The organism is Bacillus sp. FSL W8-0519, from assembly GCF_038005585.1.
Classification (GTDB): Bacteria; Bacillota; Bacilli; order Bacillales; family Bacillaceae_G; genus Bacillus_A; species Bacillus_A paranthracis.
The window spans coordinates 4,983,616-5,006,976 of the sequence record NZ_JBBOTL010000001.1 but is presented as its reverse complement, the minus strand read 5'-3'; the positions used below and the strand labels follow the sequence as shown (position 1 = coordinate 5,006,976).

The window sequence follows — 23,361 nt, the reverse complement described above, 5'->3', positions numbered from 1 at the left end:
TTACGAGATTATAAGAAAGGCTTATAGTAGTGCTGGAGGTGATTGCTAATACTTGCTGGAAAACAGTTGCTATTAGAAGAACTCTCTTCAGATTTACGGAGAGAATTAAGTGATTTGAAAAAGAGGGGAGAGGTTGTATGTGTACAAGGTATAACGAAGAATACTTCTAAATATATATGTCAGCGCTGCGGAAATATAGAGCAGCGGCTATTTGCATCATTTTTATGTAAAAGGTGCGGTAAAGCATGCGCGTATTGCCGGAAGTGTATCACGATGGGGAGAGTTAGTGAATGTGCTGTACTTGTTCGCGGGATTCATGAAAGAAACGGAGACAGGGAGCTAAATCCATTACAGTGGAATGGGGCTTTATCGATTGGTCAGGAGTTGGCGGCGCAAGGAGTTATAGAAGCGATTAAGCAGAAAGAATCTTTTTTTATTTGGGCTGTGTGCGGGGCTGGAAAAACAGAAATGTTATTTTACGGTATAGAAGAGGCGCTCCAAAAAGGAGAAAGAGTTTGTATCGCAACGCCAAGGACTGACGTTGTACTGGAATTAGCGCCGAGATTACAAGAAGTGTTTCCAAGTATAACTGTAGCTGCTTTATACGGAGGGAGTGTAGATCATAAAAAAGATGCAGCGTTAGTCGTTGCAACGACTCACCAACTGTTACGTTACTATAGAGCGTTTCATGTGATGATTGTAGATGAGATTGATGCCTTCCCGTATCATGCAGATCAAATGTTACAGTATGCAGTTAGGCAAGCAATGAAAGAGAAAGCAGCGCGTATTTATTTAACTGCAACCCCTGATGAAAAGTGGAAGCGTAATTTCAGAAGAGGGAAACAAAAAGGTATCATTGTTTCGGGAAGATACCATCGTCACCCGTTACCAGTTCCTCTATTTAGTTGGTGCGGAAATTGGAAGAAAAGCCTCCATCATAAAAAAATTCCTCGTGTGTTACTACAATGGTTAAAAATGAACTTAAACAAAAAGTATCCTATTTTTTTATTTGTTCCTCATGTGCGATATATAGAAGAAATAAGTCAGTTGTTGAAAGGGTTGGATAATAGAATCGATGGCGTGCATGCAGAAGATTCGATGAGAAAAGAAAAAGTAGCATCTTTCAGAAAGGGAGACATTCCGTTATTAGTTACAACGACAATTTTAGAAAGAGGAGTAACTGTGAAGAACTTACAAGTGGCTGTGTTAGGAGCTGAAGAAGAAATTTTTTCAGAGAGTGCGCTCGTACAAATTGCAGGCCGAGCGGGGCGTAGTTTTGAAGAGCCATATGGTGAGGTTATGTATTTTCATTACGGTAAGACAGAGGCAATGGTACGCGCGAAAAAACATATTCAAAGTATGAACAAAAATGCGAAAGAACAAGGATTGATCGGTTAATGCATTGTTTACTTTGTGATGAATATATGGTGGAAACAGTTAGTTGGTACACCTTTTTTGTAAAGTCCCCAAAAAAATATGTATGTGATAGATGTGAGCAAAAACTTTCCTATATTATAGGAGGAATTTGCATGGATTGTGGTCGTCCTTTAGATGACTTACCTACTCGATATAAAGAAAATGACATTTGCATGGACTGTGTAAGATGGAGGAATGAGGAAGGATATCGTCCTTTTAAAAATCGTTCGTTGTACGTGTACAATGATGATATGAAAGGTATACTAGCGCAATTTAAGTTTCGAGGTGATGCGGAGTTAGTTCGTATTTTTTATCAATCTTTTCGGGAGTTATTTCAAAAGTATTTTACGGACGTTTCAACTGTTATTGCTGTTCCGCTTAGTAGGGAACGGGAATATGAACGAGGTTTTAATCAAGCAGAGTTATTAGCAGCTTGTTTGCCTGTCAAAAATTTTTATTCATCATTAAGAAGGAAGGAAACAGAAAAGCAAAGTAAGAAGTCGCGTAAAGAAAGGCTTTCGGGAAGTAATCCTTTTTATTTTCAGAGAGAAGAGATGTTTCATGGTCAACATATTTTACTTGTTGATGATGTATATACGACAGGAATTACAGTGAGACAAATTGGAAGTCTTTTCTATGATAAAGGAGCAAGCGAAGTTTCTAGTTTGACGCTCTGTAGAAGTTGATCTGTAACTGTCGAAAGAGATAATAAAAAGACGATAAGTCTTCTTTGACTTCGTAAGTTGTCATTCGTTATAGTGAAATTATGGGGCAAATGCCCTGATTTTTAGAGTGAAGGGAATGGAATGAACATGCAAGGAAGAGTAAAATGGTTCAATGCAGAAAAGGGATTTGGGTTTATTGAGCGTGAAGACGGTGATGATGTGTTTGTTCATTTTTCTGCTATTCAACAAGATGGATATAAGTCATTGGAAGAAGGGCAACAAGTTGAGTTTGATATTGTAGAGGGAGCACGTGGACCGCAAGCAGCTAATGTTGTAAAACTGTAGGTATATTGTTTTTGGGAAGAGAAAGCTGCGCTTGTGGCAACGTTATATATATGGTAGAACCTCTTGTTTTTTTGCAAGGGGTTTTTGTTATAAAATGAGTTGTCAAAAAGTTGTTTCTTTTCTGTAACGAATTGTCCACAGTTATATTCGTTATTCACGATGTTAATAGGATAAAATAAAGATAGAAACGATGCATCTTTTCATTTCAACAAAAAACGATAAAAAAATCGCAATTCCACTAATTTTTTTAAAAAAGTTAGAAGGAGTTTTTAAGCCGGTGTCGAAATTATAGTACATAGGCTTGAAAGGAGGAATTCATCTATGAAATTCAACATTCGTGGTGAAAATATTGAAGTAACTCCAGCATTAAAGGAATATGTAGAGAAAAAACTAAGTAAGTTAGAGCGTTATTTTGATACATTCCCAGAGATTAAAGTTAATTTAAAAGTATACTCTGACAAGCAACGTGTCGAGGTAACAATTCCATTTACTGATTTATTACTTCGTGCAGAAGAAACTAATAGCGATATGTACGCTGCTATCGATTTAGTAGTTGATAAACTTGAGCGACAAATTCGTAAACATAAAACAAAAGTAAATCGTAAGTTACGTGAGAAAGGTTCTATGAAAACGAACTTTATCCTTCCAGAAGCAGTAGCTGTTCTGGATGAGGTAGAAGAGGATGAACTAGAACTTGTACGTACAAAACGATTCGATTTAAAACCGATGGACGTTGAAGAGGCAATCCTACAAATGGATATGCTAGGACATAATTTCTTCGTCTTCACAAATGCTGATACAAATGAAACTAACGTTGTATATGGCCGTAAAGATGGGAAATATGGTTTAATTGAAACTAAATAATAATTCAAAAGCGCAGCCGAAATGGCTGCGCTTTTTTGCTGAAAATAGATTTTTTAAAAAAGTTTTCTCAATTTAGAACGAGACATTCGGCCGATTGTTGTCATAGTTATAAGACAAGTGTTACAATTATCATTAGGTATATACATTTTAGTTTTTTTAATTAGGAGAAAAATTGGCATAACATACATTTGATTTTTATAACGACTGATTGTAATAGAGAAAAAGAAAAAACAATCGGAAGTTTTATTTTAATAAAAAGAGGAGCGTATTTCCTATGATCGGTATTTTAAAAAAGGTGTTTGATGTAAATCAACGCCAAATTAAACGTATGCAGAAAACAGTTGAGCAAATTGATGCATTAGAGTCATCTATTAAGCCATTAACTGATGAACAATTAAAAGGGAAGACGCTTGAATTTAAAGAACGTCTAACAAAAGGTGAAACAGTAGATGATTTACTACCTGAAGCTTTTGCGGTTGTTCGTGAAGCTGCGACTCGTGTTCTTGGAATGCGTCCGTATGGTGTACAGTTAATGGGTGGTATTGCCTTACATGAAGGGAATATCTCTGAAATGAAAACGGGTGAAGGTAAAACGTTAACATCTACATTACCTGTATATTTAAATGCTTTAACAGGAAAAGGTGTTCACGTTGTTACAGTCAATGAATATTTAGCACAACGTGATGCGAGCGAAATGGGACAACTTCATGAGTTCCTTGGCTTAACGGTAGGAATTAACTTAAATAGTATGTCACGCGAAGAGAAACAAGAGGCTTATGCTGCTGATATTACGTATAGCACAAATAATGAGCTTGGATTCGATTACTTACGTGACAACATGGTTTTATATAAAGAGCAGTGCGTTCAACGCCCACTTCACTTTGCTATTATCGATGAAGTAGATTCTATCTTAGTCGATGAAGCGCGTACGCCACTTATTATTTCTGGACAAGCTCAAAAATCAACAGAGCTGTACATGTTTGCAAATGCATTCGTTCGTACGTTAGAAAATGAAAAAGATTATTCATTTGATGTGAAGACGAAAAATGTAATGTTAACAGAAGATGGTATTACGAAAGCGGAGAAAGCTTTCCATATTGAAAACTTATTTGATTTAAAACATGTAGCGCTTCTTCACCATATTAATCAGGCACTTCGTGCGCACGTTGTTATGCATCGTGATACAGATTATGTTGTACAAGAAGGCGAAATCGTAATTGTAGACCAATTTACTGGTCGTCTTATGAAAGGTCGTCGTTATAGCGAAGGGTTACACCAAGCTATCGAGGCAAAAGAAGGCGTAGAAATTCAAAATGAAAGTATGACGCTTGCGACAATTACATTCCAGAACTACTTCCGTATGTACGAAAAGTTATCTGGTATGACTGGTACAGCGAAAACAGAGGAAGAGGAATTCCGTAACATTTACAATATGAACGTTATCGTAATTCCAACGAACAAACCGATTATTCGTGATGACCGTGCAGATTTAATCTTTAAATCAATGGAAGGTAAATTTAATGCTGTTGTTGAGGATATTGTAAATCGTCATAAACAAGGGCAACCAGTTCTTGTCGGTACAGTTGCGATCGAAACGTCAGAACTTATTTCAAAAATGTTAACGCGTAAAGGTGTACGTCATAACATCTTAAATGCAAAAAACCATGCGCGTGAAGCGGATATCATTGCAGAAGCAGGTATAAAAGGCGCTGTAACGATTGCGACGAACATGGCAGGTCGTGGTACAGATATTAAGCTTGGAGACGATGTGAAAAACGTTGGTTTAGCCGTTATCGGTACAGAGCGTCACGAAAGTCGTCGTATTGATAATCAGTTACGTGGTCGTGCTGGTCGTCAAGGGGACCCAGGTGTTACGCAGTTCTACTTATCAATGGAAGATGAACTAATGCGTCGCTTCGGTTCTGATAATATGAAAGCGATGATGGATCGCCTTGGTATGGATGATTCTCAGCCAATCGAAAGTAAAATGGTTTCTCGTGCAGTAGAATCTGCGCAAAAACGTGTAGAAGGAAATAACTATGATGCACGTAAGCAGTTACTACAATATGATGATGTACTTCGTCAGCAACGTGAAGTTATTTACAAACAGCGTCAAGAGGTAATGGAGTCTGAGAACTTACGCGGTATTATTGAAGGTATGATGAAATCTACAGTAGAGCGTGCGGTTGCACTTCATACACAAGAGGAAATTGAAGAAGATTGGAACATTAAAGGTCTTGTTGACTACTTAAATACAAACCTTCTGCAAGAAGGAGATGTGAAAGAAGAAGAATTACGTCGCCTTGCTCCAGAGGAAATGAGCGAGCCAATTATCGCGAAATTAATAGAGCGTTACAACGAAAAAGAGAAGCTTATGCCAGAAGAGCAAATGCGTGAGTTCGAAAAAGTTGTTGTATTCCGTGTTGTAGATACGAAATGGACAGAGCATATCGATGCGATGGATCACCTTCGTGAAGGTATTCATTTACGTGCTTACGGTCAAATTGATCCACTTCGTGAGTATCAAATGGAAGGGTTCGCAATGTTCGAGTCAATGATTGCTTCTATTGAAGAGGAAATTTCTCGTTACATTATGAAAGCTGAAATTGAACAAAACTTAGAGCGTCAAGAAGTTGTTCAAGGTGAAGCTGTTCACCCATCTAGCGATGGCGAAGAGGCGAAGAAAAAACCAGTTGTAAAAGGTGACCAAGTGGGCCGCAACGATTTATGTAAATGTGGTAGCGGTAAAAAATATAAAAACTGCTGTGGCATTGGGAAGTAATATAGGGCGGTAGCCCAGGCTGCTTTGCAAACTTTTACATCAAAAATGTATAATTAAGAAGGATTAAACTCTCTCCGTCATAAGTGGAGAGAGTTTCCCTTGTTTTCATACGAAAGTAACAGCAATTACATAGAGGTGAAGGAAATGGAATTAGTAGAAATTAGACAGGAATTAGAGAAAATGGCTAAGAGATTAGCGGCTTTTAGGGGGTCTCTTTGACCTCCCTACTAAGGAGAAACAAATTGCAGAATTAGAAGAGAAAATGATGGGCGCAGGATTTTGGGATGACCAACAAGGCGCACAAGCTGTAATTAACGAAGCAAATGCACTGAAAGATATGGTTGGAAAGTTCCGTCAGCTAGATGAGACGTTCGAAAACCTAGAAATTACGCATGAGCTTTTAAAAGAAGAGTATGATGAAGATTTACATGAGGAACTTGAATCAGAAGTAAAAGGCTTAATTCAAGAAATGAATGAGTATGAGCTGCAGTTACTACTTAGCGATCCTTATGATAAAAATAACGCCATTTTAGAATTACACCCAGGTGCTGGTGGAACAGAGTCACAAGATTGGGGCTCTATGTTACTACGTATGTACACACGTTGGGCTGAAAAACGTGGGTTTAAAGTAGAAACTGTTGACTACTTACCAGGTGATGAAGCTGGTATTAAGAGTGTTACTTTATTAATTAAAGGTCATAACGCTTACGGTTACTTAAAAGCTGAGAAAGGTGTACATCGTCTTGTACGTATTTCACCATTCGATTCTTCAGGCCGTCGTCATACATCGTTCGTATCTTGTGAAGTTGTACCTGAGTTCAATGACGAAGTTGAAATTGAAGTGCGTACAGAAGACTTGAAAATTGATACGTATCGTGCAAGTGGAGCGGGTGGACAGCACGTTAATACGACAGATTCAGCAGTTCGTATTACGCATACACCGACAAATACGGTTGTAACGTGTCAGTCAGAGCGTTCTCAAATTAAAAACCGTGAGCATGCGATGAAGATGTTAAAAGCGAAATTATATCAAAAGAAATTAGAAGAGCAACAAGCGGAGTTAGATGAAATTCGCGGAGAACAAAAAGAAATCGGATGGGGTAGCCAAATCCGTTCTTACGTATTCCACCCATATTCTCTTGTGAAAGACCACCGTACAAATACTGAGGTCGGTAATGTGCAAGCAGTTATGGATGGAGAAATTGATCCGTTTATTGATGCTTACTTACGTTCTCGCATCTAATAAGCTAAGTGAAAAAAAGCCAACAAAATTGTTGGCGCACGTTGAGGATATAGAGGACATAAAGAGTGCTATTTTATTTATATGGATGAAGTACAGAGGAAGAGAAGTTGGAAACGACAACTTCTCTTTTTGATGGGATTATATGTAGCATACAATGTTGTATATTGTTTTGTAAAAAGTAGAAAATAGTAAAACAGATTGGCAATAGAGTAAGGCTTTCTACAGAATTTTTCTAAATTCCCGTTCAAAAAGAATCCTTTATAGAAGTTTATAAGTTGTTCACAGAATTGAAACAACTTATAAAAGCTTTATATCATTAGGGTTCTCACTTTATTTTTGAAGAATATGAAATACACCTTAGTTTTTCTATATAAAGATAATGCTTATAATGAAAATGAGTGTGTTAGGAATGAAAAGAATATCAACAATGGGGAGCGATAGAAGTGAAAAAGAAATTATTGGCTATTGCGCTAGGAACATCAGTCGTTTTTGCTTTAGGAGCGTGTGGAAATAAAGAAGAGAGTAAGTCTTCGAACCAGTCTGCAAGTACAGACAGTGCAGAACAAATTTTCCAAAGAAGTTGTGCTGGGTGTCACGCAACAGATTTATCAGGAGCAACTGGACCTGATTTAAGAAAAGTAGGCGGGAAGTACGACGCTGCAGATATCGAAGAAATTATTAAAAAAGGTCGCGGTTCAATGTCGCCAGGACTTATTCAAGGTGAAGATGCGAAAAAAGTAGCTGAGTGGTTAGCTGAACATAAATAAAAAGGGGTAAAATGGACGAGTTGATTCATATAATCAACTCGTTTCCCTTTTTTTGGAATGTAACATAACTGTAACAAAAATGTATCCAAACTGGAAACCGTTTGATGTTACAATGAGGTTTGTAGAATTTTGCTGAAATATATTACATAGAGTAGTATTGCTTAGAAAAAGAGTATAAGTAGACTACCTTCAACAAGAGTGGTTTAAAAGAGAATAAAGGTTTAGCTTTTATTTTCAAATGTACAGAAAAGTATTTCGAAAAAAATCATTAAGTATTGGGTGATAAATAATGATAAAAATGACGAATGTTTATAAGGAGTACCCGAATGGTATGAAAGCCATTGCTGGTCTCACAGTTAACATTAAACAAGGCGAGTTTGTATACGTAGTTGGACCGAGTGGAGCCGGAAAATCTACATTTATTAAAATGATGTATCGTGAAGAGAAGCCATCTACAGGATCAATTAATGTAAATGGTCTTACTATCGAGTCATTAGCAGAAAGAGACGTTCCATATTTCCGTCGTCAATTAGGCGTGATTTTCCAAGACTTTAAATTACTACCTAAATTAACGGTATATGAGAATGTTGCGTTTGCCTTAGAAGTAATTGAAGAAGAGCCAGATGCAATTCGTGAGCGTGTAACAGAAGTGTTAGGTCTTGTAGGTCTTGAAGATCGTGCAGACGCACTTCCAAGCGAACTTTCAGGCGGGGAGCAGCAACGTGTTGCGATTGCGAGAGCAATTGTTAATAGACCAAAAGTTGTAATTGCCGATGAGCCAACAGGTAACTTAGATATTGAAACAGCTCTTGATATTATGAAGATTTTCACGCGCATTAATGAGCGTGGTACAACGATCGTTATGGCGACACATAACGCAGATATCGTAAATACAATCCGTCATCGTGTAATCGCGATTGAAGGCGGAAAAATTGTTCGAGATGAGATGGAGGGAGGATACGGATATGAAGGCTAAGACCCTTAGTCGACATTTGCGAGAAGGTGTAAAGAATCTATCACGTAACGGATGGATGACGTTTGCTTCTGTTAGTGCAGTAACAGTTACATTATTACTTGTAGGTGTCTTTTTAACAGCGATTATGAATATGAACCATTTTGCGACGAAAGTAGAGCAAGATGTAGAAATTCGTGTACACATTGATCCAGCAGCAAAAGAAGCTGATCAAAAGAAATTAGAAGATGATATGAGTAAGATTGCAAAAGTAGACTCTATTAAATATTCTTCTAAAGAAGAAGAGTTAAAACGTTTAATTAAAAGCTTAGGCGATAGCGGAAAGACATTTGAGTTATTTGAACAAGATAACCCACTTAAAAACGTATTCGTTGTAAAAGCAAAAGAACCAACAGATACAGCAACAATTGCGAAAAAGATTGAAAAAATGCAGTTTGTAAGTAATGTTCAGTACGGAAAAGGGCAAGTTGAACGATTATTTGATACTGTAAAAACTGGTCGTAACATCGGGATTGTGTTAATTGCTGGTCTTTTATTCACAGCGATGTTCTTAATCTCTAATACAATTAAAATTACAATTTATGCTCGTAGTACAGAAATCGAAATTATGAAACTTGTAGGTGCAACAAACTGGTTTATTCGTTGGCCGTTCTTATTAGAGGGATTATTCCTAGGAGTATTAGGATCAATTATTCCAATTGGCTTAATTCTAGTTACGTATAATTCGTTGCAAGGTGTGTTTAACGAAAAACTTGGCGGAACAATTTTCGAACTTCTACCATACAGCCCATTCGTATTCCAATTAGCTGGTTTACTAGTGTTAATCGGGGCTTTAATCGGTATGTGGGGAAGTGTAATGTCAATTCGTCGCTTCTTAAAAGTATAAAAAGTTGCAAACATAATTCGTACAAGCTTATCATATAGTAGAAATAGGTAAAGGCATCACACACTGTGTGATGCCTTTTGCTACACCACCTGTGTGTTTTGGAAAGGGGAATTCCGCATTGAAACGTAGAGTTGCAATTATTGGAATGGTTGTTGCATTTTTAATTGGTGCTGGCGGAATGTTTGCGGGTATGTCTTTATTTGGGGTTAACCCAGCAGAAGTAACGCAAACAATTTCGAATGGAAACGCTAGCACTGCGCAAGGGAATTTGGCAAAAATTAATGAGGCGTATGCACTAATTGATTCACGTTATGTGGAAGACGTGAAAGATGAAAAATTAGTCGAAGGTGCAATACAAGGCATGTTGTCTACGCTGAAGGACCCTTATTCCACGTATATGGATAAAGAAACGGCTAAACAGTTTAGTGAATCGCTTGATCCCGAGTTAGAAGGGATTGGGGCTGAGGTGAACAAAACGGACGGTAAGCTTATTATCGTATCTCCAATTAAAGGCTCACCAGCAGAAAAGATTGGAATTAAACCGAATGACCAAATTTTATCTGTAGATGGAAATAGTGTGAAAGATTTATCACGTGAAGAAGCAGTATTAAAGATTCGTGGTAAAAAAGGAACGACTGTTGCGATTGAAATTAAGCGTGCAGGAGTAGCTGATCCGATTGTATTTAAAATTAAGCGTGAAAAAATTCCAATCTTCACAGTGTTTAGCTCTGTGAAACAAGAGAGTGGAAAAGATATCGGTTATATGCAAATCACTTCTTTTGCTGAAAATACAGCGAAAGAATTTAAGGATCAGTTAAAAGAGTTAGAGAAGAAAAACATAAAAGGCTTAGTTATTGACGTACGTGGTAATCCAGGTGGCTACTTAAATAGTGTAGAAGAGATACTAGGAGAAATTATGACGGATAAAAAGCCGATGCTACAAGTAGAGCAAAGAAATGGTGAGAAGAAGAAATTCTCTACGGAACTAAAAGAGAGAAAGCCATATCCGATTTCAGTACTAATTGATAACGGAAGTGCTTCTGCTTCAGAGATTTTAGCGGGTGCGCTAAAAGAGGGAGAAGGATACGATTTAATTGGTGAAAAAACGTTTGGCAAAGGTACTGTTCAGCAAGCTGTTCCATTTAAAGATGGCAGCAACATCAAATTAACGATGTTCAAATGGTTAACACCGGATGGAAACTGGATTCATAAAAAAGGAATCAAGCCAACTGTAGAAGTGAAACAACCAGATTATTATCATGCGACACCAATTCAAATTGAAAAGACACTTTCATACAATGCAAATGATGTACAAGTAAAACATGCCCAAGAAATGCTTAAGAGTTTAGGGTATGTACCAGGACGTGAAGATGGCTACTTTAGTAAAGAGACAGAATCAGCACTGAAAGCATTCCAAAATGCGAATAAGATGGAAGCGACAGGACAGCTCGATAAAAAGACAGCTGAGGCGATTCAAACGAAAATTATTGAAAAAATCCGTTCTGGAGAAAATGATCTACAATTACAGTCAGCATTAAAATTAATGGCGAAATAAAAAGAAATACAGGCAGTTTGCTGCCTGTATTTTTTTGTGTTAAACAAACGTTTGTCCAGTTATGATAATATAAAAAGAAAGAATGATATAAATGGTGGTGAATGGGTTCGTGGAGGCATGGATTTTTGAAATAATGCGGGCAGTTGGACGTTTTTTCTTACACCCTGCTGTCTATGTATTTTTTATAAGTAGTATCTTCGTTGGATACTTACGTATGTTACGAGAACGAAAAGATTTTTCTTTTAAAGTTTATGATATTTGGTTTGAACTGCGAACATCTTTATTGGCGGGAGTTAAATATGGATTAATCGTATCTATCATTACGATTGGGCTCGGACTTGTTGTTTCTAAGGCGAGCTTATGGGCCATTTTACTTTGGACGTTACTATTTGGATTAACTGCTATGTATCGATATTTATCAGCGGCTTATACGTTTAGTATCGCGATTGTATGTGTTCTATTATCTTCTAAGCTACCAGTTTCTTTCTTACAGCTTGGAGAAGGTGAAGAGAATACAATCGTATCCCTTGCTATTTTGCTAGGCATCATGCTCGTTGTAGAGGGCTTGTTGATTTCTAAAAATGCAGTAGGATATTCGACGCCGAAGATTAGGAAGGGTAAGCGCGGATTAAAGATTGGTTTACACGAATCAAAGCGTTTATGGATCATTCCTATTTTTATTCTTGTGCCAGGTGACGCAGTAACGCAGTTTATTTCATGGTGGCCTGTCGTTTCAATCGGTTCACATACATATTCTCTATTCCTCGTTCCATTTTTAATTGGATTTATGAGAAGGATTAGAAGTTATGAGCCGACGGAAGCTTTATTATTTACAGGAAGACGTGTGTACGGATTAGCAGGACTTGTGCTTGTTTTAGGAATCGCAAGTTATTGGTGGCACGTACTTGCCATTATTGCAATGGGCGTTGCAATGCTTGGACGTTTTACAATTTCCATGCAAGAGAAAATTGCGGATGAAACAAGACCAGCGTACTTCGCTGCACGTAATGATGGACTCGTTGTACTAGATACAATTCCAAATACAATTGGAGCAGAGCTGAATTTACTGCCTGGAGAAATGATTACGAAAGTAAATGGAGTCATTCCAAGAAGTGCTGAGGAATTTTATGATGCGCTTCAAACGAAGACGACAGGAGCATTTTGTAAGTTAGAAGTTTTAGATACAAATGGAGAACTTCGCCTTGCTCAAACGGCATTATACGCTGGTGGACATCACGAATTAGGTATTGTGTTTGTTCAGCAGGAGCATGAGTGGGATTCGGAAGCGATGTAATAGAAGAAAAGGTATCACCTTGTGGTGATGCCTTTTTTTGTGTAAGCAGGGCGGTAGTTATAGTACATGAAATTTATATCGGCGATTTTGCAAATATATCAGCGCAACTTGAAATATATCGGCGATTTTGCAAATATATCAGCGCAACTCGAAATATATCGGCGATTATTCGAATATATCGACTTTCCGGCCAAAAACGACAACTATCGCAAAGCTTATTTTCAGTTTCATAGACGGATAACTTGAATAATTATTTGATAATGGTTATCATTTAGGGAGTCTTTTTAATTTTGGAAAATGGAGGGAAGATATGCTACGTAAATTTTTTTCTTACTATAAACCGTATAAAGGTTTATTTATACTCGACTTTTCTTGTGCGGTCGTCGCAGGATTATTAGAACTCGGCTTCCCGCTTATCGTAAATCAATTTATTGATAAGTTATTGCCAGGGCAAAACTGGACGCTTATTTTATGGGCTTGTTTCGGTTTACTCGCAGTTTATATGTTAAATGCAGGCTTACAATATGTCGTTACATATTGGGGACATATGCTTGGTGTTAACATTGAAACAGATATGAGGCAGAAATTATTTGATCATATTCAAAAGCTATCATTTAGATTTTTTGATAATAATAAAACAGGTCATTTAATTTCACGCCTTACAAACGATTTAATGGAAATTGGGGAAATTGCTCATCATGGACCAGAAGATTTATTTATCGCCGTAATGACTTTAGTTGGGGCATTTTCATTTATGATGATGATCAACTGGAAGTTAGCGCTATTAACGTTCTTCGTTATTCCATTCTTATTATGGTTGGCACTTTACTTCAATAAAAAAATGACAGGTACATTTAGACGTTTATTCTCAGATGTTGCTGATTTCAATGCATGTATTGAGAACAACGTTGGTGGTATTCGCGTTGTACAAGCATTCGGAAATGAAAAGTTTGAGAAAGAGCAATTTGCTGTTAACAACGCTCGTTTCCGTACAACGAAATTAATGGCGTATAAAATTATGGCGCTAAATTCGTCAATTAGTTATATGCTTATGCGTCTCGTAACGCTCTTCGTCTTAATATGCGGTACGTGGTTTGTTCTGCAAGGAGAATTAACGTACGGTGGATTTATCGGATTCGTTCTATTAACGAATATTTTCTTCCGTCCAATTGAAAAAATTAATGCGGTAATCGAAAGCTATCCGAAAGGAATCGCCGGTTTTAAAAGGTATGTAGAGCTTCTTGAAACAGAGCCAGATATTGTGGACTCTAAAGATGCAATGGAAGTAAAACATGTACACGGTGATATTCAATATAACAACATTACATTCGGATATGAAAACAAAGAACCGATTTTAAATGACATTAGTTTAAAAATACATGCAGGTGAAACAGTTGCGTTCGTTGGGCCATCTGGAGCTGGGAAAACGACGTTATGTAGCCTATTACCACGCTTTTATGAGCAATCATCTGGATCGATTCAAATTGATGGTATTGATACGAAAGACATGACGTTATCTTCACTCCGTAAGCAAATTGGAATCGTGCAGCAAGATGTGTTCTTATTCTCAGGAACGATTCGTGAAAACATTGCTTACGGAAATTTAAAAGCATCAGAGGCTGAAATTTGGCAGGCAGTAAAACGTGCGCAATTAGAAGACTTAATTTACTCACAACCAGACGGTTTAGATACTGTTATCGGTGAGCGCGGCGTGAAACTTTCAGGCGGACAGAAGCAACGTCTAGCTATTGCTCGTATGTTCTTGAAAAACCCGCCAATTTTAATATTAGATGAAGCGACTTCCGCATTAGATACAGAGACGGAACTTGCGATTCAAAAATCACTTGCTGAACTATCTGTCGGCCGTACGACGTTAGTTATCGCTCATAGACTGGCAACGATTAAAAATGCAGATCGCATCGTCGTTGTAAATAAAGATGGGATTGCAGAACAAGGTTCACATGATGAATTAATTGAGCAAGGCGGAGGATACAGCAGGTTATACGAAGCGCAGTTTAGTTCGTAAATATAATTTTTGCCGAATTAGCGCACCATAAGTAAGTGGAAATCTTATATGGGAGGCTATACTGTATGATTGTAACAACAACTTCTACAATTCAAGGGAAAGAAATTATTGATTATGTCGATATCGTGAATGGAGAAGCGATTATGGGGGCGAATATCGTTCGTGACCTTTTTGCTTCTGTCCGTGACGTTGTCGGTGGTCGCTCAGGCGCTTACGAAAGCAAATTGAAAGAAGCACGTGACATCGCAATGGAAGAGATGAAAACTCTCGCAAGACAAAAAAATGCGAATGCCATCGTTGGTATCGATGTGGATTACGAAGTAGTTCGCGAAGGGATGCTAATGGTTGCTGTGAGCGGGACTGCTGTCCGTATATAAAGTAAAAGGCCGTGCTGATGAACTGCACGGCTTTTTGTATGCTATGTCGAAGATTCAATATTTCTTGGGAAATGCGGCAGGTCCCGTCGATATATAGGGAAGACATTAGAGCGCTTCTTTACATTTCCGGATTTGAACTAATAATGTTTCGTATTCTTGTTCGAGAGATGTGATGTCATCGTGATGATTTTGTATGGAAATTCGGCCGATGATTTCTGTTAATTTTGTTTGTAATCGTAACAATTCTTGTTCAGTAACATTTACAGAATCCTCGGTTGTTCTCTTGGTGTATTGCTCGTAATTGCCGTGGAATACTCTAGGTTCACTCTCGTCTACTTTTAGAATATGGTCTGCCACAGAGCGAATAAAGGCACGGTCATGGCTAATGAAAAGTATAGTGCCAGGATATTCTTGTAACATGCTTTCTAATTCTTCTTGCGTCGCTAAGTCTAAATAGTTTGTCGGTTCATCGAGCAGAAGCATATTATAGTTTCCTAAAAATACTTTTGCGAGTGCAACCTTCATTCGCTCACCCCCGCTTAGAACGTGCACAGGCTTATGAACATCTTCACGGCGGAATAGAAGCCTTGCAAGTATTGTGCGAACGAACGATTCTGTATAATTTGTTTCTTCTAGAACATTTTCTAAAATGGTTTTATCTGTTTTTAAAATGGATAGTGTTTGTTCGAAGTATCCAATTTTACAACTCTTTGAGAGCTGAATGCCACGCTCGTTTGCGAGAAGCATGTTGAACAAAGTCGTTTTTCCACTTCCGTTTGCGCCTAAAATAGCAAGCTTTGCACCTGGAGCAATAGTTCCATTCAGATTTTTAAATAGTGTACGATTACCTATTTTCTTTGTGGCTTTATTGAACTGTACTGCCACTTTACTATGAATAGGTGTATGGTATTGTACGTCAAACTGAGCTTGAGAAAGATCCTTTGGCTTTTCCTTCTTTTCTAGTTTTTCGAGACGTGTTTCTAATGCTTTCGCTACTTTACTAACCTGTTCTTGGCCATGAGCCCCACTTAATTTATAAAGTTTAGATTCAGATGAACTGAACCGTGTTGGGATTTTTGTCATGCTAGAAGCACGTTGCTTTTTTTGTAAAATGGACTGCTCTAAACGATTTTTTTCTTGTACATATTGCTCATATTCTGCTTGTTTTTGTATTCGCTCACGTTCTTTTTGCTTGCGATAGTTTGAATAATTACCTTTATACTCTTGAATCGTACCATCTTCGATTTCGATGATTTTTGTACATATCGCATCTAAAAAGTCACGATCATGTGATATTAAAACAAGTGCCCCTTTATAAGATAAAAGTGCCTCTTCTAATTGTTCTGTACCGGCCATATCTAAGTGGCTTGTTGGTTCATCAGCGAATAAAATGCCTGCATTCTGTTCAAGAGCGTGGGCAATCTTTAGACGCATTCGTTCACCGCCGCTCATTGAATTTGAAACGTTTGAAATGCTCCATTTTCCTTTTGCGAGAGAAGAAGTGGTTTCCGGTACTTCCTCGCTAAGCTGAGGAATGATGCTGATAGAACTATGATGAGTTACTATGCCTTTGTCAGCTTCTATTTCTTTACTTAATATTTGTAATAACGTAGATTTACCAGCACCGTTGACTCCGACAATTCCTATGCGATCCTGTGATTGAATTTCCAGTGATGGTAACGTAAATAGTGTACGATCACCAAAGCTTTTTTCAATATTACGTGCGAATAAAATAGTCATAAAAAAACCTCCCTAGTTTCACTAGAGAGGATAAACGTCGCCCTTGCATGTAAAAATCGTACATAAATAAACGATTTTTCACATGATCGTTTCGAAAGAAAGTATCGACAAATGGACAGACTAATCCTCTGCTAGTTTTCATCATTTTTGTTCACTATTTGTGATGGATGAAATAAATAAGAGAATTAGAACTTCATTGGTCAAAGTACCTTCCTTTCATAATATTACTTTTATTGTATGCGCATACAAATAAGTTTGTCAAACTTATTTCAGCTTGTGATTTTTGAATTCGTTATTATAAACTTGTGCCTTAGCTATAGCCTCAGCATCATTTTGGATTTCATCTAATCCATTCGCATCCCCAATAATATAACCTTCAAATGATGAACCAACAAAATCAAAGATGTGTTGGAACTGGGAGATAAGCGGTAATGCTTTTAGTTTCGGATTATCGCCGCCAACGATAACAACGTACATTTTTTTACCTTTCATTTTTTCTTTGAAATGAAGAGATGTATCACGCAAGCTTTGTGACCAGCGATCGATGAAGTTTTTCATATGACCACTCATCCCGTACCAATATAATGGTGTAGCAAAGATAATTGTGTCGTGCTCTAACATGCGTTTCGTTAACTGCTCGTAGTCATCATCTACAGGTTGGAATCCTTCTGCATCATGACGCTGATCTGTAATAGGATAGACTGTATGATCACGTAAATAAATTTGTTCTGTTTCAATTCCATCAATCATCATATGTGTTAAAGCTTCCGTATTTCCATTTTGTCTTGAACTGCCGTGTATAACAAACATGTAATCATTCCTTTTCTTTTTCTTTTTTTAGGAGTGAAACGTGTTTTTGCAAATTCGTTTGAATATGGGAAAGCAATGAGATTTGCTTTGTTACTTCATTAAGTTTATCTTCATAAAGCGTAAGGATGCTGCTGCACGGATTGTCGTATAAGTGCGGTTCAATTTCAAGGCAGCGCAGCATCCTTGCCGTCTCTTCTAAATTCAAGCCAATTTGTAAGTACATTTGAATAAGCTCCACTTTTTCGATGGCACTTTCGTCAAAATCACGATAGCCATTTGCGAGGCGCTTCGAAGGAAGTAATCCCTTTTCTTCGTAATGTCTTAGTGATCTTTCGCTAACGCCAGTTTCTTTTGATAACTCCCCGATTCGCAATGCGTTTCACTCCTTCTACATGTATTGTAAACCTTCACACTAATGTGAAGGTCAATGCTGTTTTTTCGCAAAAGAATTTACATGATTTAAAAACACTTGAATAGCTTTAGACGGAATAAAATATTTGCCGCGCACGATGGAGAATGGACGGATGAGTTGTTCATCTGGAACTTCGACGTGGAATAGTTCTTTTGCCAGTAGCTCTTTCCGTACAGTCCAATCAGAAAGGATAGCGATGCCAAGCCCAGCACTCACCGCTTCCTTCACGCTTTGAATACTGCTGAATGTAAAGGAACGCTTTAGTTTTAAATGGTGTTGATGAATAAAACGGTCACTATAAGCACGTGTACCAGAACCACTTTCTCTTAATACCCATACTTGATCTTGGAGTGTCCTTTCATTTATTTCATTTGTGTGGAGTAGTGGATGGTTTGGCGGGACGACGAGTTTCATTTCATCTTGCATAAACGTTTCAACGTCAACGTCGGCGTATACAACTTGACCTTCTACTAAGCCGATATCAATTTGATTAGAGCGAAGGCTTTGCAAAACGTCTTCTGTATTTGAAATAAGGGTATGAACTTCGACGCGTGGATTTTCATTGGCATAATTAGCGAGTATTTTTGGAAGTAAGTATTCGCCAATTGTAAAACTAGCACCGATGCGAAGCGTTCCTGTTACAACGTTATGTAGTTCATTAATTTCTTGTTTGGCATCTTCATAAAGAGAGAGCATTTGCTTTGCGTGTATGTATAGAATATTTCCAGCTTCCGTAACTTGGACATGTTTGGGGGATCGCTGAATAAGCGTAGTTCCAAATTCGTTTTCTAAGTTGCGAATGTGCATACTTACGCCAGGCTGTGAAAGGTTTAATAATTCTGCTGCACGAGAGAAGTGTTTCTGTTCAACAACCGTAACAAAAATTTTTAAAATGTCTACGTTCATATCATCTGCTCCTTTCTTTTTCTATCATCTTATCATAAGTATTTCTGATGATAGAGATTTGGTATTGATATTAAACTTATTATAGAAACTCTCTTATAATGTAAGTAGAAAGAACATGCATGTTCCAATATGATTATTGGAGTGGTTCAAAGTGGAACAAACACTTGTTATACAAAAGAAGAAGCGTTTTGGATTTTCGCAAGGGATTGGGATTACATTATTAATCGCAATTGTGGCGAAATATTTAGCGGAGCTTCCATTTTTAAATATTATGGGACAATTAGTAATTGCTATTCTAATTGGGATGGTTTGGCGTGCGGCAATTGGAGTTCCTCATGATGCGATTGCGGGGACGAACTTTGCGAGTAAGAAGTTGCTGCGCTTTGGGATCATCTTACTTGGAATGCGATTAAATCTTGTTGATATTGCGAAGGCGGGACCGAAAGTATTGGTCATCGCAGCGGTTGTTATTACATTTACGATTTTCGTTGTATACGGACTAACGAAAGTATTTAAAGTAGAGAAGAAGCTTGGAATTTTAACAGCATGCGGAACAGCGATTTGTGGCGCGGCAGCGGTCGTGGCAATTGCGCCGCAAGTGAAAGCAAAAGATGATGAAACGGCAGTTGGGGCTGCAATCATTGCTATTTTAGGTACGATATTTACGCTTATTTATACGTTATTATATCCAGTGCTTGGCTTTTCTCCGTACGGCTACGGTGTATTCTCGGGTGCGACGCTGCATGAAATCGCTCATGTCATAGCAGCTGCGGCGCCAGGAGGAAGTACGGCTGTAGACATCGCAGTTATCGTGAAGTTAACGCGCGTTGCAATGCTTGTACCAGTAGCGATTTTAATTGGATTATGGTTTGGTAAGAGTGAGGGAAGCAAGGAAAAAAGATCATGGCGCGACCTTCCAATTCCGTGGTTCATTTTCGGATTTTTAGCGATGAGTGCGGTGCATTCTCTTGGCGTGATTCCAGAAGTTGTTGCGGGATATATTGTAGTCATCGCTTATATGCTTATCGCAATGGCGATGGCGGGGCTTGGCTTAAATGTAGAGTTTAAAACGTTCCGGAAGTTAGGAAGCAAAGCATTCGTGGCAGGGCTAATTGGCTCGGTTTGCTTATCGGTGCTTGGATATGTTCTTGTATATGCGTTAGGATTTATGTAGTAGGAAGAAGCTGTTCCAAAAGATATTTTGGGACAGCTTCTTTCTTATGTTTATAGTGCTACAGATGTCGGTATTTGTCGGTAAGTCGATATATTGAAAAAATCGCCGATATAAATGGAGTTGCGCTGATATATTTGGGGAATCGCCGATATAATTTCAGTTGCGCTGATATATTTAGGAAATCGCTGATATAAATTTAATTCCCTCTGTACTTTGTTAGAAAAGATGTTCAGTGAAATATTTTTCTAAAATTTGTAAAGATACCTTTACTTACAACTGGAAAATATTTATAATTTAAGTAAAGATATCTTTACTTTTGAAGGTGGAGCCTATGGGTGTAAAAAATAAAATTAAAGAATTAAGAAAGCAACATCATATAACACAAGTTGAAATGGCAAAGGCGATGCAGGTGACGCGGCAGACAATCGTGGCGATTGAAAACCATCATTACAATCCGAGTCTAGAGTTATCCTTAAAAATTGCCAAATATTTTGGAGTGAAGGTGGAAGAAATATTTACGCTAGAGTAAGGGGAGAGAAAAATGCAGGATGAGTTTGAGAGATTTCAGTCAGATAAAGCGTTTAAATATTTAGGGTTGTTTTTAGCGATTAGTTTAGCCATATGGAGTTTGTACAATTTAATTGTTTACGGAAGTGCTGGTATGCCATTTGTTTTATTTGTACTAGGACAGTGGGTGTATTTTCTTGTGAACTATTGGCTGAAGTGGAAGTATAGAAATCAAAAAGAGGCGGATCATGTATGAGTAAGCAAGATGTTATAAGGTTTATAGGAAGTTTATTTTTAGCGAAGCTTATTTTAAATGCGAGTTTAATAATGTTAAGTATTTCGTGGAGAACTATTTTCATATCGAATGTAGCACTAGTCATTTTATATGGCATTGCGGAATATAGAGAACAGAAGCGTTTGAAAGAAGAGGGAATACCGTCGATTGATGAGCGAGTTGTGAACAAGATGAAGTCATATTTTACGATTAGTATGACAAGCTTCGTTTTCTTGTTCATTATGTATCTTTGTGTAAATAAGTATTTAGACAGGCTAGTAGTACATGTAAATGAGTTATTATATATTGCTATTTTTGGTCTATTAATAAGTATGGCATCGACGAGCGTGTTAGCAACAAGGAATAGATAGAAAAAGGGGAACTGGGATGGGATTACCGGTATTATGTGTCGCTACGGCTATTTTTGCTTTGTTTTGGGGAATGCAGAACCTTTCTCATAATCCAGTGCCGAGTATTTGTATTATGCTTGGTACTGTAGGTTTATCGTATTATTTATTAGTTTCAGCTCATTATCATAAAACAGCAACGAGTGTTGTTGTTGGGGCACTTATTTTATTTTGTGGTCGTGCTGTGCAAAAGGGGTTATTTCCGTAAAGGCTGTTTATACGAAGCGTATAAACAGCCTTTTGTATTTTTTTTACAAAACACTTGAAAGTTACGTAACGTCATCTTTTATAATGAAGGAGAAGAGGTGATGGTAGTGATTTCAATTCAACAATTGACGAGAGAAACAGGGGTTACGGTACGTACATTACGTTATTATGATCAAATAGATTTATTAAAGCCGAGTGGTAAAACAGAGGGTGGACATCGGTTATATAGTGAAGCGGACGTTATTCGTTTGCAACAAATTTTGTTTTTAAAGGAAATGGGATTTTCATTAAAAGAAACTGCGAATATGTTAGTAAAAGGTGAGCTAGATTTAAAAAATTCGCTTGAAAAACAACTTCGGTTTGTACAAGAAGAACAAAAGAAATTTAATCGAATGGAGAGTGTTTTACAAGCAGTTGTTTATTCGGTAGATGTGGAAGGAGAACTCGATTGGAAAGTTATGTTTGAACTGATTCAGCTTTCGAAGCAGTCTTCTCGTATACGTGAAATATTTCAAAATGAAGTGTTTTCAAAGGAAGAACAAAAATTGCTTCATAATTTACCAAACATGAGTAAGGAAGATACGAATGTTTTAGAATGGGTAGATTTATTAAAGCAATTCCGTACTTTTATGAAAGACGGTAAAGAAGTAGCTAGTGATGAGGTACAAGGGGCAACGAAGAAATTAATGCAGAAATGTTTAGAAATGGCTAATGGTGATGAAGCGTTTTTAGATAAGTTATGGGAAGTTAGAAAATCGAAGGAAGATTCACAGAAAATGAGCCTGTATCCGATTGAAGAAGAACTTTTACTATATATGGATGAAGCTTTTCGTATCTATGATGAAAAGGAGAGGGCTAAATGAGTATACTCGCAGAATATCGTTGGTATTTTTTAATTGGGGCAGAAATTGTATTTTGGTTAGCGGCTATCGGTTTCTTTTTACTCCGTTACGGATTTCGTTTGAAAAAGGCGAGTTTTATTATGGGAATTGTGCTACTCGTAAATGAAGTGTTTATTTTAACTTTAGGGGTAGTGGACTATTATCAAACAGGAAAGTTTTCTAACTTTCAAATCATTACTGTAATCATTTTATTGTATGCAGTCTTCTACGGGAAAAAGGATTTGAAGAAGCTTGATATATTTGCGCAAAAATTAGTTGCGAAATGGCGGAATGAGCCGGCGCCTATTATAGAAGAACAGGTAGAATTAACAGGTATGGCTTATGCGAAGCAGGAAATGAAAAATTGGGTATTGCACCTTAGTTTGTTTGTTGTTGTGCATATTTTCTTTTTCTTTCTGTACGGTCTTGCCCCGGTTGAACAATGGCGTAATTGGTTAGAAACGGGAATTGTTTTAAATAAAGCAGCGAGTCGGGTTAGCCAAGTTTGGGCGATTATACTTTTAGTGGATACAGTTATTTCATTTTCATATGTTCTTTTTCCGAAGAAGGAGAAGGGGAAAGAGAAGCTACTTTCTTAGAGGAAAGTAGCTTTTTTAGTATACCGATAGTTTGTATAGGAGAGGATGACAGTAGGAAAAAGAGCGGATTTTAAATGAAGTGGAATCTTAATCAGTGTGGTGCTTACTGTTTGTTCATGCGGAAGAAGATTTGATAAGGAAGGAAGTGTACTCTCCTTCCTTTTTCTATATATATTGTCGAAAACTTTACCGAATATCTGTTCGTTTTTTTAGGTTTTTTATGGGCATTCGTGGTAAAATAATAATACAGA

Annotated in this window: 24 protein-coding genes; 20 read left to right on the top strand and 4 right to left on the bottom strand. The window is 37.5% G+C overall.

Annotated features, from left to right (window positions below; genetic code table 11):
- Nucleotides 1-48: 48 nt before the first annotated feature.
- From comFA to NST14_RS26330, 13 genes are all read left to right on the top strand, one after another.
- A complete protein-coding gene (gene comFA / locus NST14_RS26390) occupies nt 49-1,398 on the top strand; it encodes an ATP-dependent helicase ComFA (protein ID WP_229143202.1) in 1,350 nt (449 codons plus the stop codon).
- Nucleotides 1,398-2,102 (top strand): ComF family protein, encoded by a 705-nt coding sequence (locus tag NST14_RS26385; protein WP_001998620.1) that lies wholly within the window; start codon nt 1,398-1,400, stop codon nt 2,100-2,102. Before comFA ends, NST14_RS26385 begins: the two co-directional genes overlap by 1 nt.
- A 126-nt stretch (nt 2,103-2,228) precedes the next feature.
- Nucleotides 2,229-2,426, top strand: a complete 198-nt coding sequence (cspC, locus tag NST14_RS26380) for a cold shock protein CspC (protein WP_001162041.1) — start codon at nt 2,229-2,231, stop codon at nt 2,424-2,426.
- A gap of 321 nt (nt 2,427-2,747) precedes the next feature.
- Nucleotides 2,748-3,290 carry a ribosome hibernation-promoting factor, HPF/YfiA family gene (hpf, locus tag NST14_RS26375; RefSeq protein ID WP_000671190.1) on the top strand — a complete coding sequence of 181 codons (543 nt, stop codon included), beginning with the start codon at nt 2,748-2,750 and terminating at the stop codon, nt 3,288-3,290.
- A gap of 274 nt (nt 3,291-3,564) precedes the next feature.
- A complete protein-coding gene (gene secA, locus NST14_RS26370; RefSeq protein WP_000579382.1) occupies nt 3,565-6,072 on the top strand; it encodes a preprotein translocase subunit SecA in 2,508 nt (835 codons plus the stop codon).
- Between the two features lie 144 nt (nt 6,073-6,216).
- A protein-coding gene (gene prfB / locus NST14_RS26365) for a peptide chain release factor 2 (RefSeq protein WP_096001716.1) occupies nt 6,217-7,315 on the top strand; the annotation gives its coding sequence in 2 pieces (ribosomal slippage) (nt 6,217-6,288 and nt 6,290-7,315; 1,098 coding nt in all).
- A gap of 443 nt (nt 7,316-7,758) precedes the next feature.
- Complete coding sequence (gene cccB / locus NST14_RS26360) at nt 7,759-8,082, top strand: cytochrome c551 (RefSeq protein ID WP_000727972.1); 324 nt, start codon at nt 7,759-7,761, stop codon at nt 8,080-8,082.
- Between the two features lie 289 nt (nt 8,083-8,371).
- Nucleotides 8,372-9,058 carry a cell division ATP-binding protein FtsE gene (gene ftsE, locus NST14_RS26355; RefSeq protein WP_000594318.1) on the top strand — a complete coding sequence of 229 codons (687 nt, stop codon included), beginning with the start codon at nt 8,372-8,374 and terminating at the stop codon, nt 9,056-9,058.
- Complete coding sequence (gene ftsX, locus NST14_RS26350) at nt 9,048-9,941, top strand: permease-like cell division protein FtsX (RefSeq protein ID WP_000645019.1); 894 nt, start codon at nt 9,048-9,050, stop codon at nt 9,939-9,941. Before ftsE ends, ftsX begins: the two co-directional genes overlap by 11 nt.
- A 118-nt stretch (nt 9,942-10,059) precedes the next feature.
- On the top strand, nt 10,060-11,496 hold the full coding sequence (locus tag NST14_RS26345) for a S41 family peptidase (protein ID WP_000830290.1): 1,437 nt from the start codon (nt 10,060-10,062) through the stop codon (nt 11,494-11,496).
- 91 nt (nt 11,497-11,587) lie between these two features.
- A complete protein-coding gene (locus NST14_RS26340) occupies nt 11,588-12,790 on the top strand; it encodes a PDZ domain-containing protein (RefSeq protein ID WP_033688294.1) in 1,203 nt (400 codons plus the stop codon).
- Nucleotides 12,791-13,100: 310 nt separating this feature from the next.
- Entirely contained in the window at nt 13,101-14,816 is a 1,716-nt protein-coding gene (locus tag NST14_RS26335; RefSeq protein WP_000944619.1) for an ABC transporter ATP-binding protein, read from the top strand.
- 65 nt (nt 14,817-14,881) lie between these two features.
- Complete coding sequence (locus NST14_RS26330) at nt 14,882-15,193, top strand: YbjQ family protein (protein ID WP_000637521.1); 312 nt, start codon at nt 14,882-14,884, stop codon at nt 15,191-15,193.
- A gap of 105 nt (nt 15,194-15,298) precedes the next feature.
- Here NST14_RS26330 and abc-f read toward each other — a convergent pair whose 3' ends face one another.
- The 4 genes from abc-f to NST14_RS26310 form a co-directional block, all read right to left on the bottom strand.
- Nucleotides 15,299-16,933, bottom strand: coding sequence for a ribosomal protection-like ABC-F family protein (abc-f, locus tag NST14_RS26325; protein ID WP_229143153.1), 1,635 nt, complete (start codon nt 16,931-16,933; stop codon nt 15,299-15,301).
- 264 nt (nt 16,934-17,197) lie between these two features.
- The gene (locus NST14_RS26320; protein ID WP_229143152.1) at nt 17,198-17,743 is read right to left on the bottom strand and encodes a flavodoxin family protein; all 546 of its coding nucleotides are present in this window, start codon (nt 17,741-17,743) and stop codon (nt 17,198-17,200) included.
- Nucleotides 17,744-17,747: 4 nt separating this feature from the next.
- On the bottom strand, nt 17,748-18,116 hold the full coding sequence (locus NST14_RS26315) for a MerR family transcriptional regulator (RefSeq protein WP_001219197.1): 369 nt from the start codon (nt 18,114-18,116) through the stop codon (nt 17,748-17,750).
- A 51-nt stretch (nt 18,117-18,167) separates the two neighbouring features.
- Complete coding sequence (locus NST14_RS26310; protein WP_229143151.1) at nt 18,168-19,061, bottom strand: LysR family transcriptional regulator; 894 nt, start codon at nt 19,059-19,061, stop codon at nt 18,168-18,170.
- A 151-nt stretch (nt 19,062-19,212) separates the two neighbouring features.
- Between NST14_RS26310 and NST14_RS26305 the strand changes: the two genes are divergently transcribed.
- From NST14_RS26305 to NST14_RS26275, 7 genes are all read left to right on the top strand, one after another.
- Nucleotides 19,213-20,235, top strand: coding sequence for a YeiH family protein (locus NST14_RS26305; protein WP_046198069.1), 1,023 nt, complete (start codon nt 19,213-19,215; stop codon nt 20,233-20,235).
- Between the two features lie 331 nt (nt 20,236-20,566).
- On the top strand, nt 20,567-20,764 hold the full coding sequence (locus NST14_RS26300) for a helix-turn-helix transcriptional regulator (protein WP_000538359.1): 198 nt from the start codon (nt 20,567-20,569) through the stop codon (nt 20,762-20,764).
- A gap of 12 nt (nt 20,765-20,776) precedes the next feature.
- Nucleotides 20,777-20,998, top strand: a complete 222-nt coding sequence (locus tag NST14_RS26295) for a hypothetical protein (protein ID WP_229143150.1) — start codon at nt 20,777-20,779, stop codon at nt 20,996-20,998.
- Nucleotides 20,995-21,387, top strand: coding sequence for an ATPase (locus NST14_RS26290; RefSeq protein WP_229143149.1), 393 nt, complete (start codon nt 20,995-20,997; stop codon nt 21,385-21,387). Before NST14_RS26295 ends, NST14_RS26290 begins: the two co-directional genes overlap by 4 nt.
- Nucleotides 21,388-21,403: 16 nt before the next feature.
- Nucleotides 21,404-21,631 (top strand): hypothetical protein, encoded by a 228-nt coding sequence (locus tag NST14_RS26285; RefSeq protein ID WP_229143148.1) that lies wholly within the window; start codon nt 21,404-21,406, stop codon nt 21,629-21,631.
- A gap of 100 nt (nt 21,632-21,731) precedes the next feature.
- Nucleotides 21,732-22,493 carry a MerR family transcriptional regulator gene (locus NST14_RS26280; RefSeq protein WP_000260368.1) on the top strand — a complete coding sequence of 254 codons (762 nt, stop codon included), beginning with the start codon at nt 21,732-21,734 and terminating at the stop codon, nt 22,491-22,493.
- Entirely contained in the window at nt 22,490-23,110 is a 621-nt protein-coding gene (locus tag NST14_RS26275; RefSeq protein WP_000025190.1) for a hypothetical protein, read from the top strand. The genes NST14_RS26280 and NST14_RS26275 overlap by 4 nt, the downstream gene beginning before the upstream one ends.
- Nucleotides 23,111-23,361 lie beyond the last annotated feature (251 nt).

Excerpts from the sequence above, each read along its gene's own strand:
- NST14_RS26295 (WP_229143150.1), top strand. The coding sequence starts at position 20,777 with ATGCAGGATGAGTTTGAGAGATTTCAGTCAGATAAAGCGTTTAAATAT.
- cspC (WP_001162041.1), top strand. The coding sequence starts at position 2,229 with ATGCAAGGAAGAGTAAAATGGTTCAATGCAGAAAAGGGATTTGGGTTT.
- hpf (WP_000671190.1), top strand. The coding sequence starts at position 2,748 with ATGAAATTCAACATTCGTGGTGAAAATATTGAAGTAACTCCAGCATTA.
- abc-f (WP_229143153.1), bottom strand. The coding sequence starts at position 16,933 with ATGACTATTTTATTCGCACGTAATATTGAAAAAAGCTTTGGTGATCGT.
- ftsX (WP_000645019.1), top strand. The coding sequence starts at position 9,048 with ATGAAGGCTAAGACCCTTAGTCGACATTTGCGAGAAGGTGTAAAGAAT.
- secA (WP_000579382.1), top strand. The coding sequence starts at position 3,565 with ATGATCGGTATTTTAAAAAAGGTGTTTGATGTAAATCAACGCCAAATT.
- NST14_RS26290 (WP_229143149.1), top strand. The coding sequence starts at position 20,995 with ATGAGTAAGCAAGATGTTATAAGGTTTATAGGAAGTTTATTTTTAGCG.
- NST14_RS26280 (WP_000260368.1), top strand. The coding sequence starts at position 21,732 with ATGGTAGTGATTTCAATTCAACAATTGACGAGAGAAACAGGGGTTACG.
- ftsE (WP_000594318.1), top strand. The coding sequence starts at position 8,372 with ATGATAAAAATGACGAATGTTTATAAGGAGTACCCGAATGGTATGAAA.
- NST14_RS26330 (WP_000637521.1), top strand. The coding sequence starts at position 14,882 with ATGATTGTAACAACAACTTCTACAATTCAAGGGAAAGAAATTATTGAT.
- NST14_RS26385 (WP_001998620.1), top strand. The coding sequence starts at position 1,398 with ATGCATTGTTTACTTTGTGATGAATATATGGTGGAAACAGTTAGTTGG.
- NST14_RS26320 (WP_229143152.1), bottom strand. The coding sequence starts at position 17,743 with ATGTTTGTTATACACGGCAGTTCAAGACAAAATGGAAATACGGAAGCT.
- NST14_RS26300 (WP_000538359.1), top strand. The coding sequence starts at position 20,567 with ATGGGTGTAAAAAATAAAATTAAAGAATTAAGAAAGCAACATCATATA.
- NST14_RS26340 (WP_033688294.1), top strand. The coding sequence starts at position 11,588 with ATGGTGGTGAATGGGTTCGTGGAGGCATGGATTTTTGAAATAATGCGG.
- NST14_RS26275 (WP_000025190.1), top strand. The coding sequence starts at position 22,490 with ATGAGTATACTCGCAGAATATCGTTGGTATTTTTTAATTGGGGCAGAA.
- NST14_RS26285 (WP_229143148.1), top strand. The coding sequence starts at position 21,404 with ATGGGATTACCGGTATTATGTGTCGCTACGGCTATTTTTGCTTTGTTT.
- NST14_RS26310 (WP_229143151.1), bottom strand. The coding sequence starts at position 19,061 with ATGAACGTAGACATTTTAAAAATTTTTGTTACGGTTGTTGAACAGAAA.
- NST14_RS26335 (WP_000944619.1), top strand. The coding sequence starts at position 13,101 with ATGCTACGTAAATTTTTTTCTTACTATAAACCGTATAAAGGTTTATTT.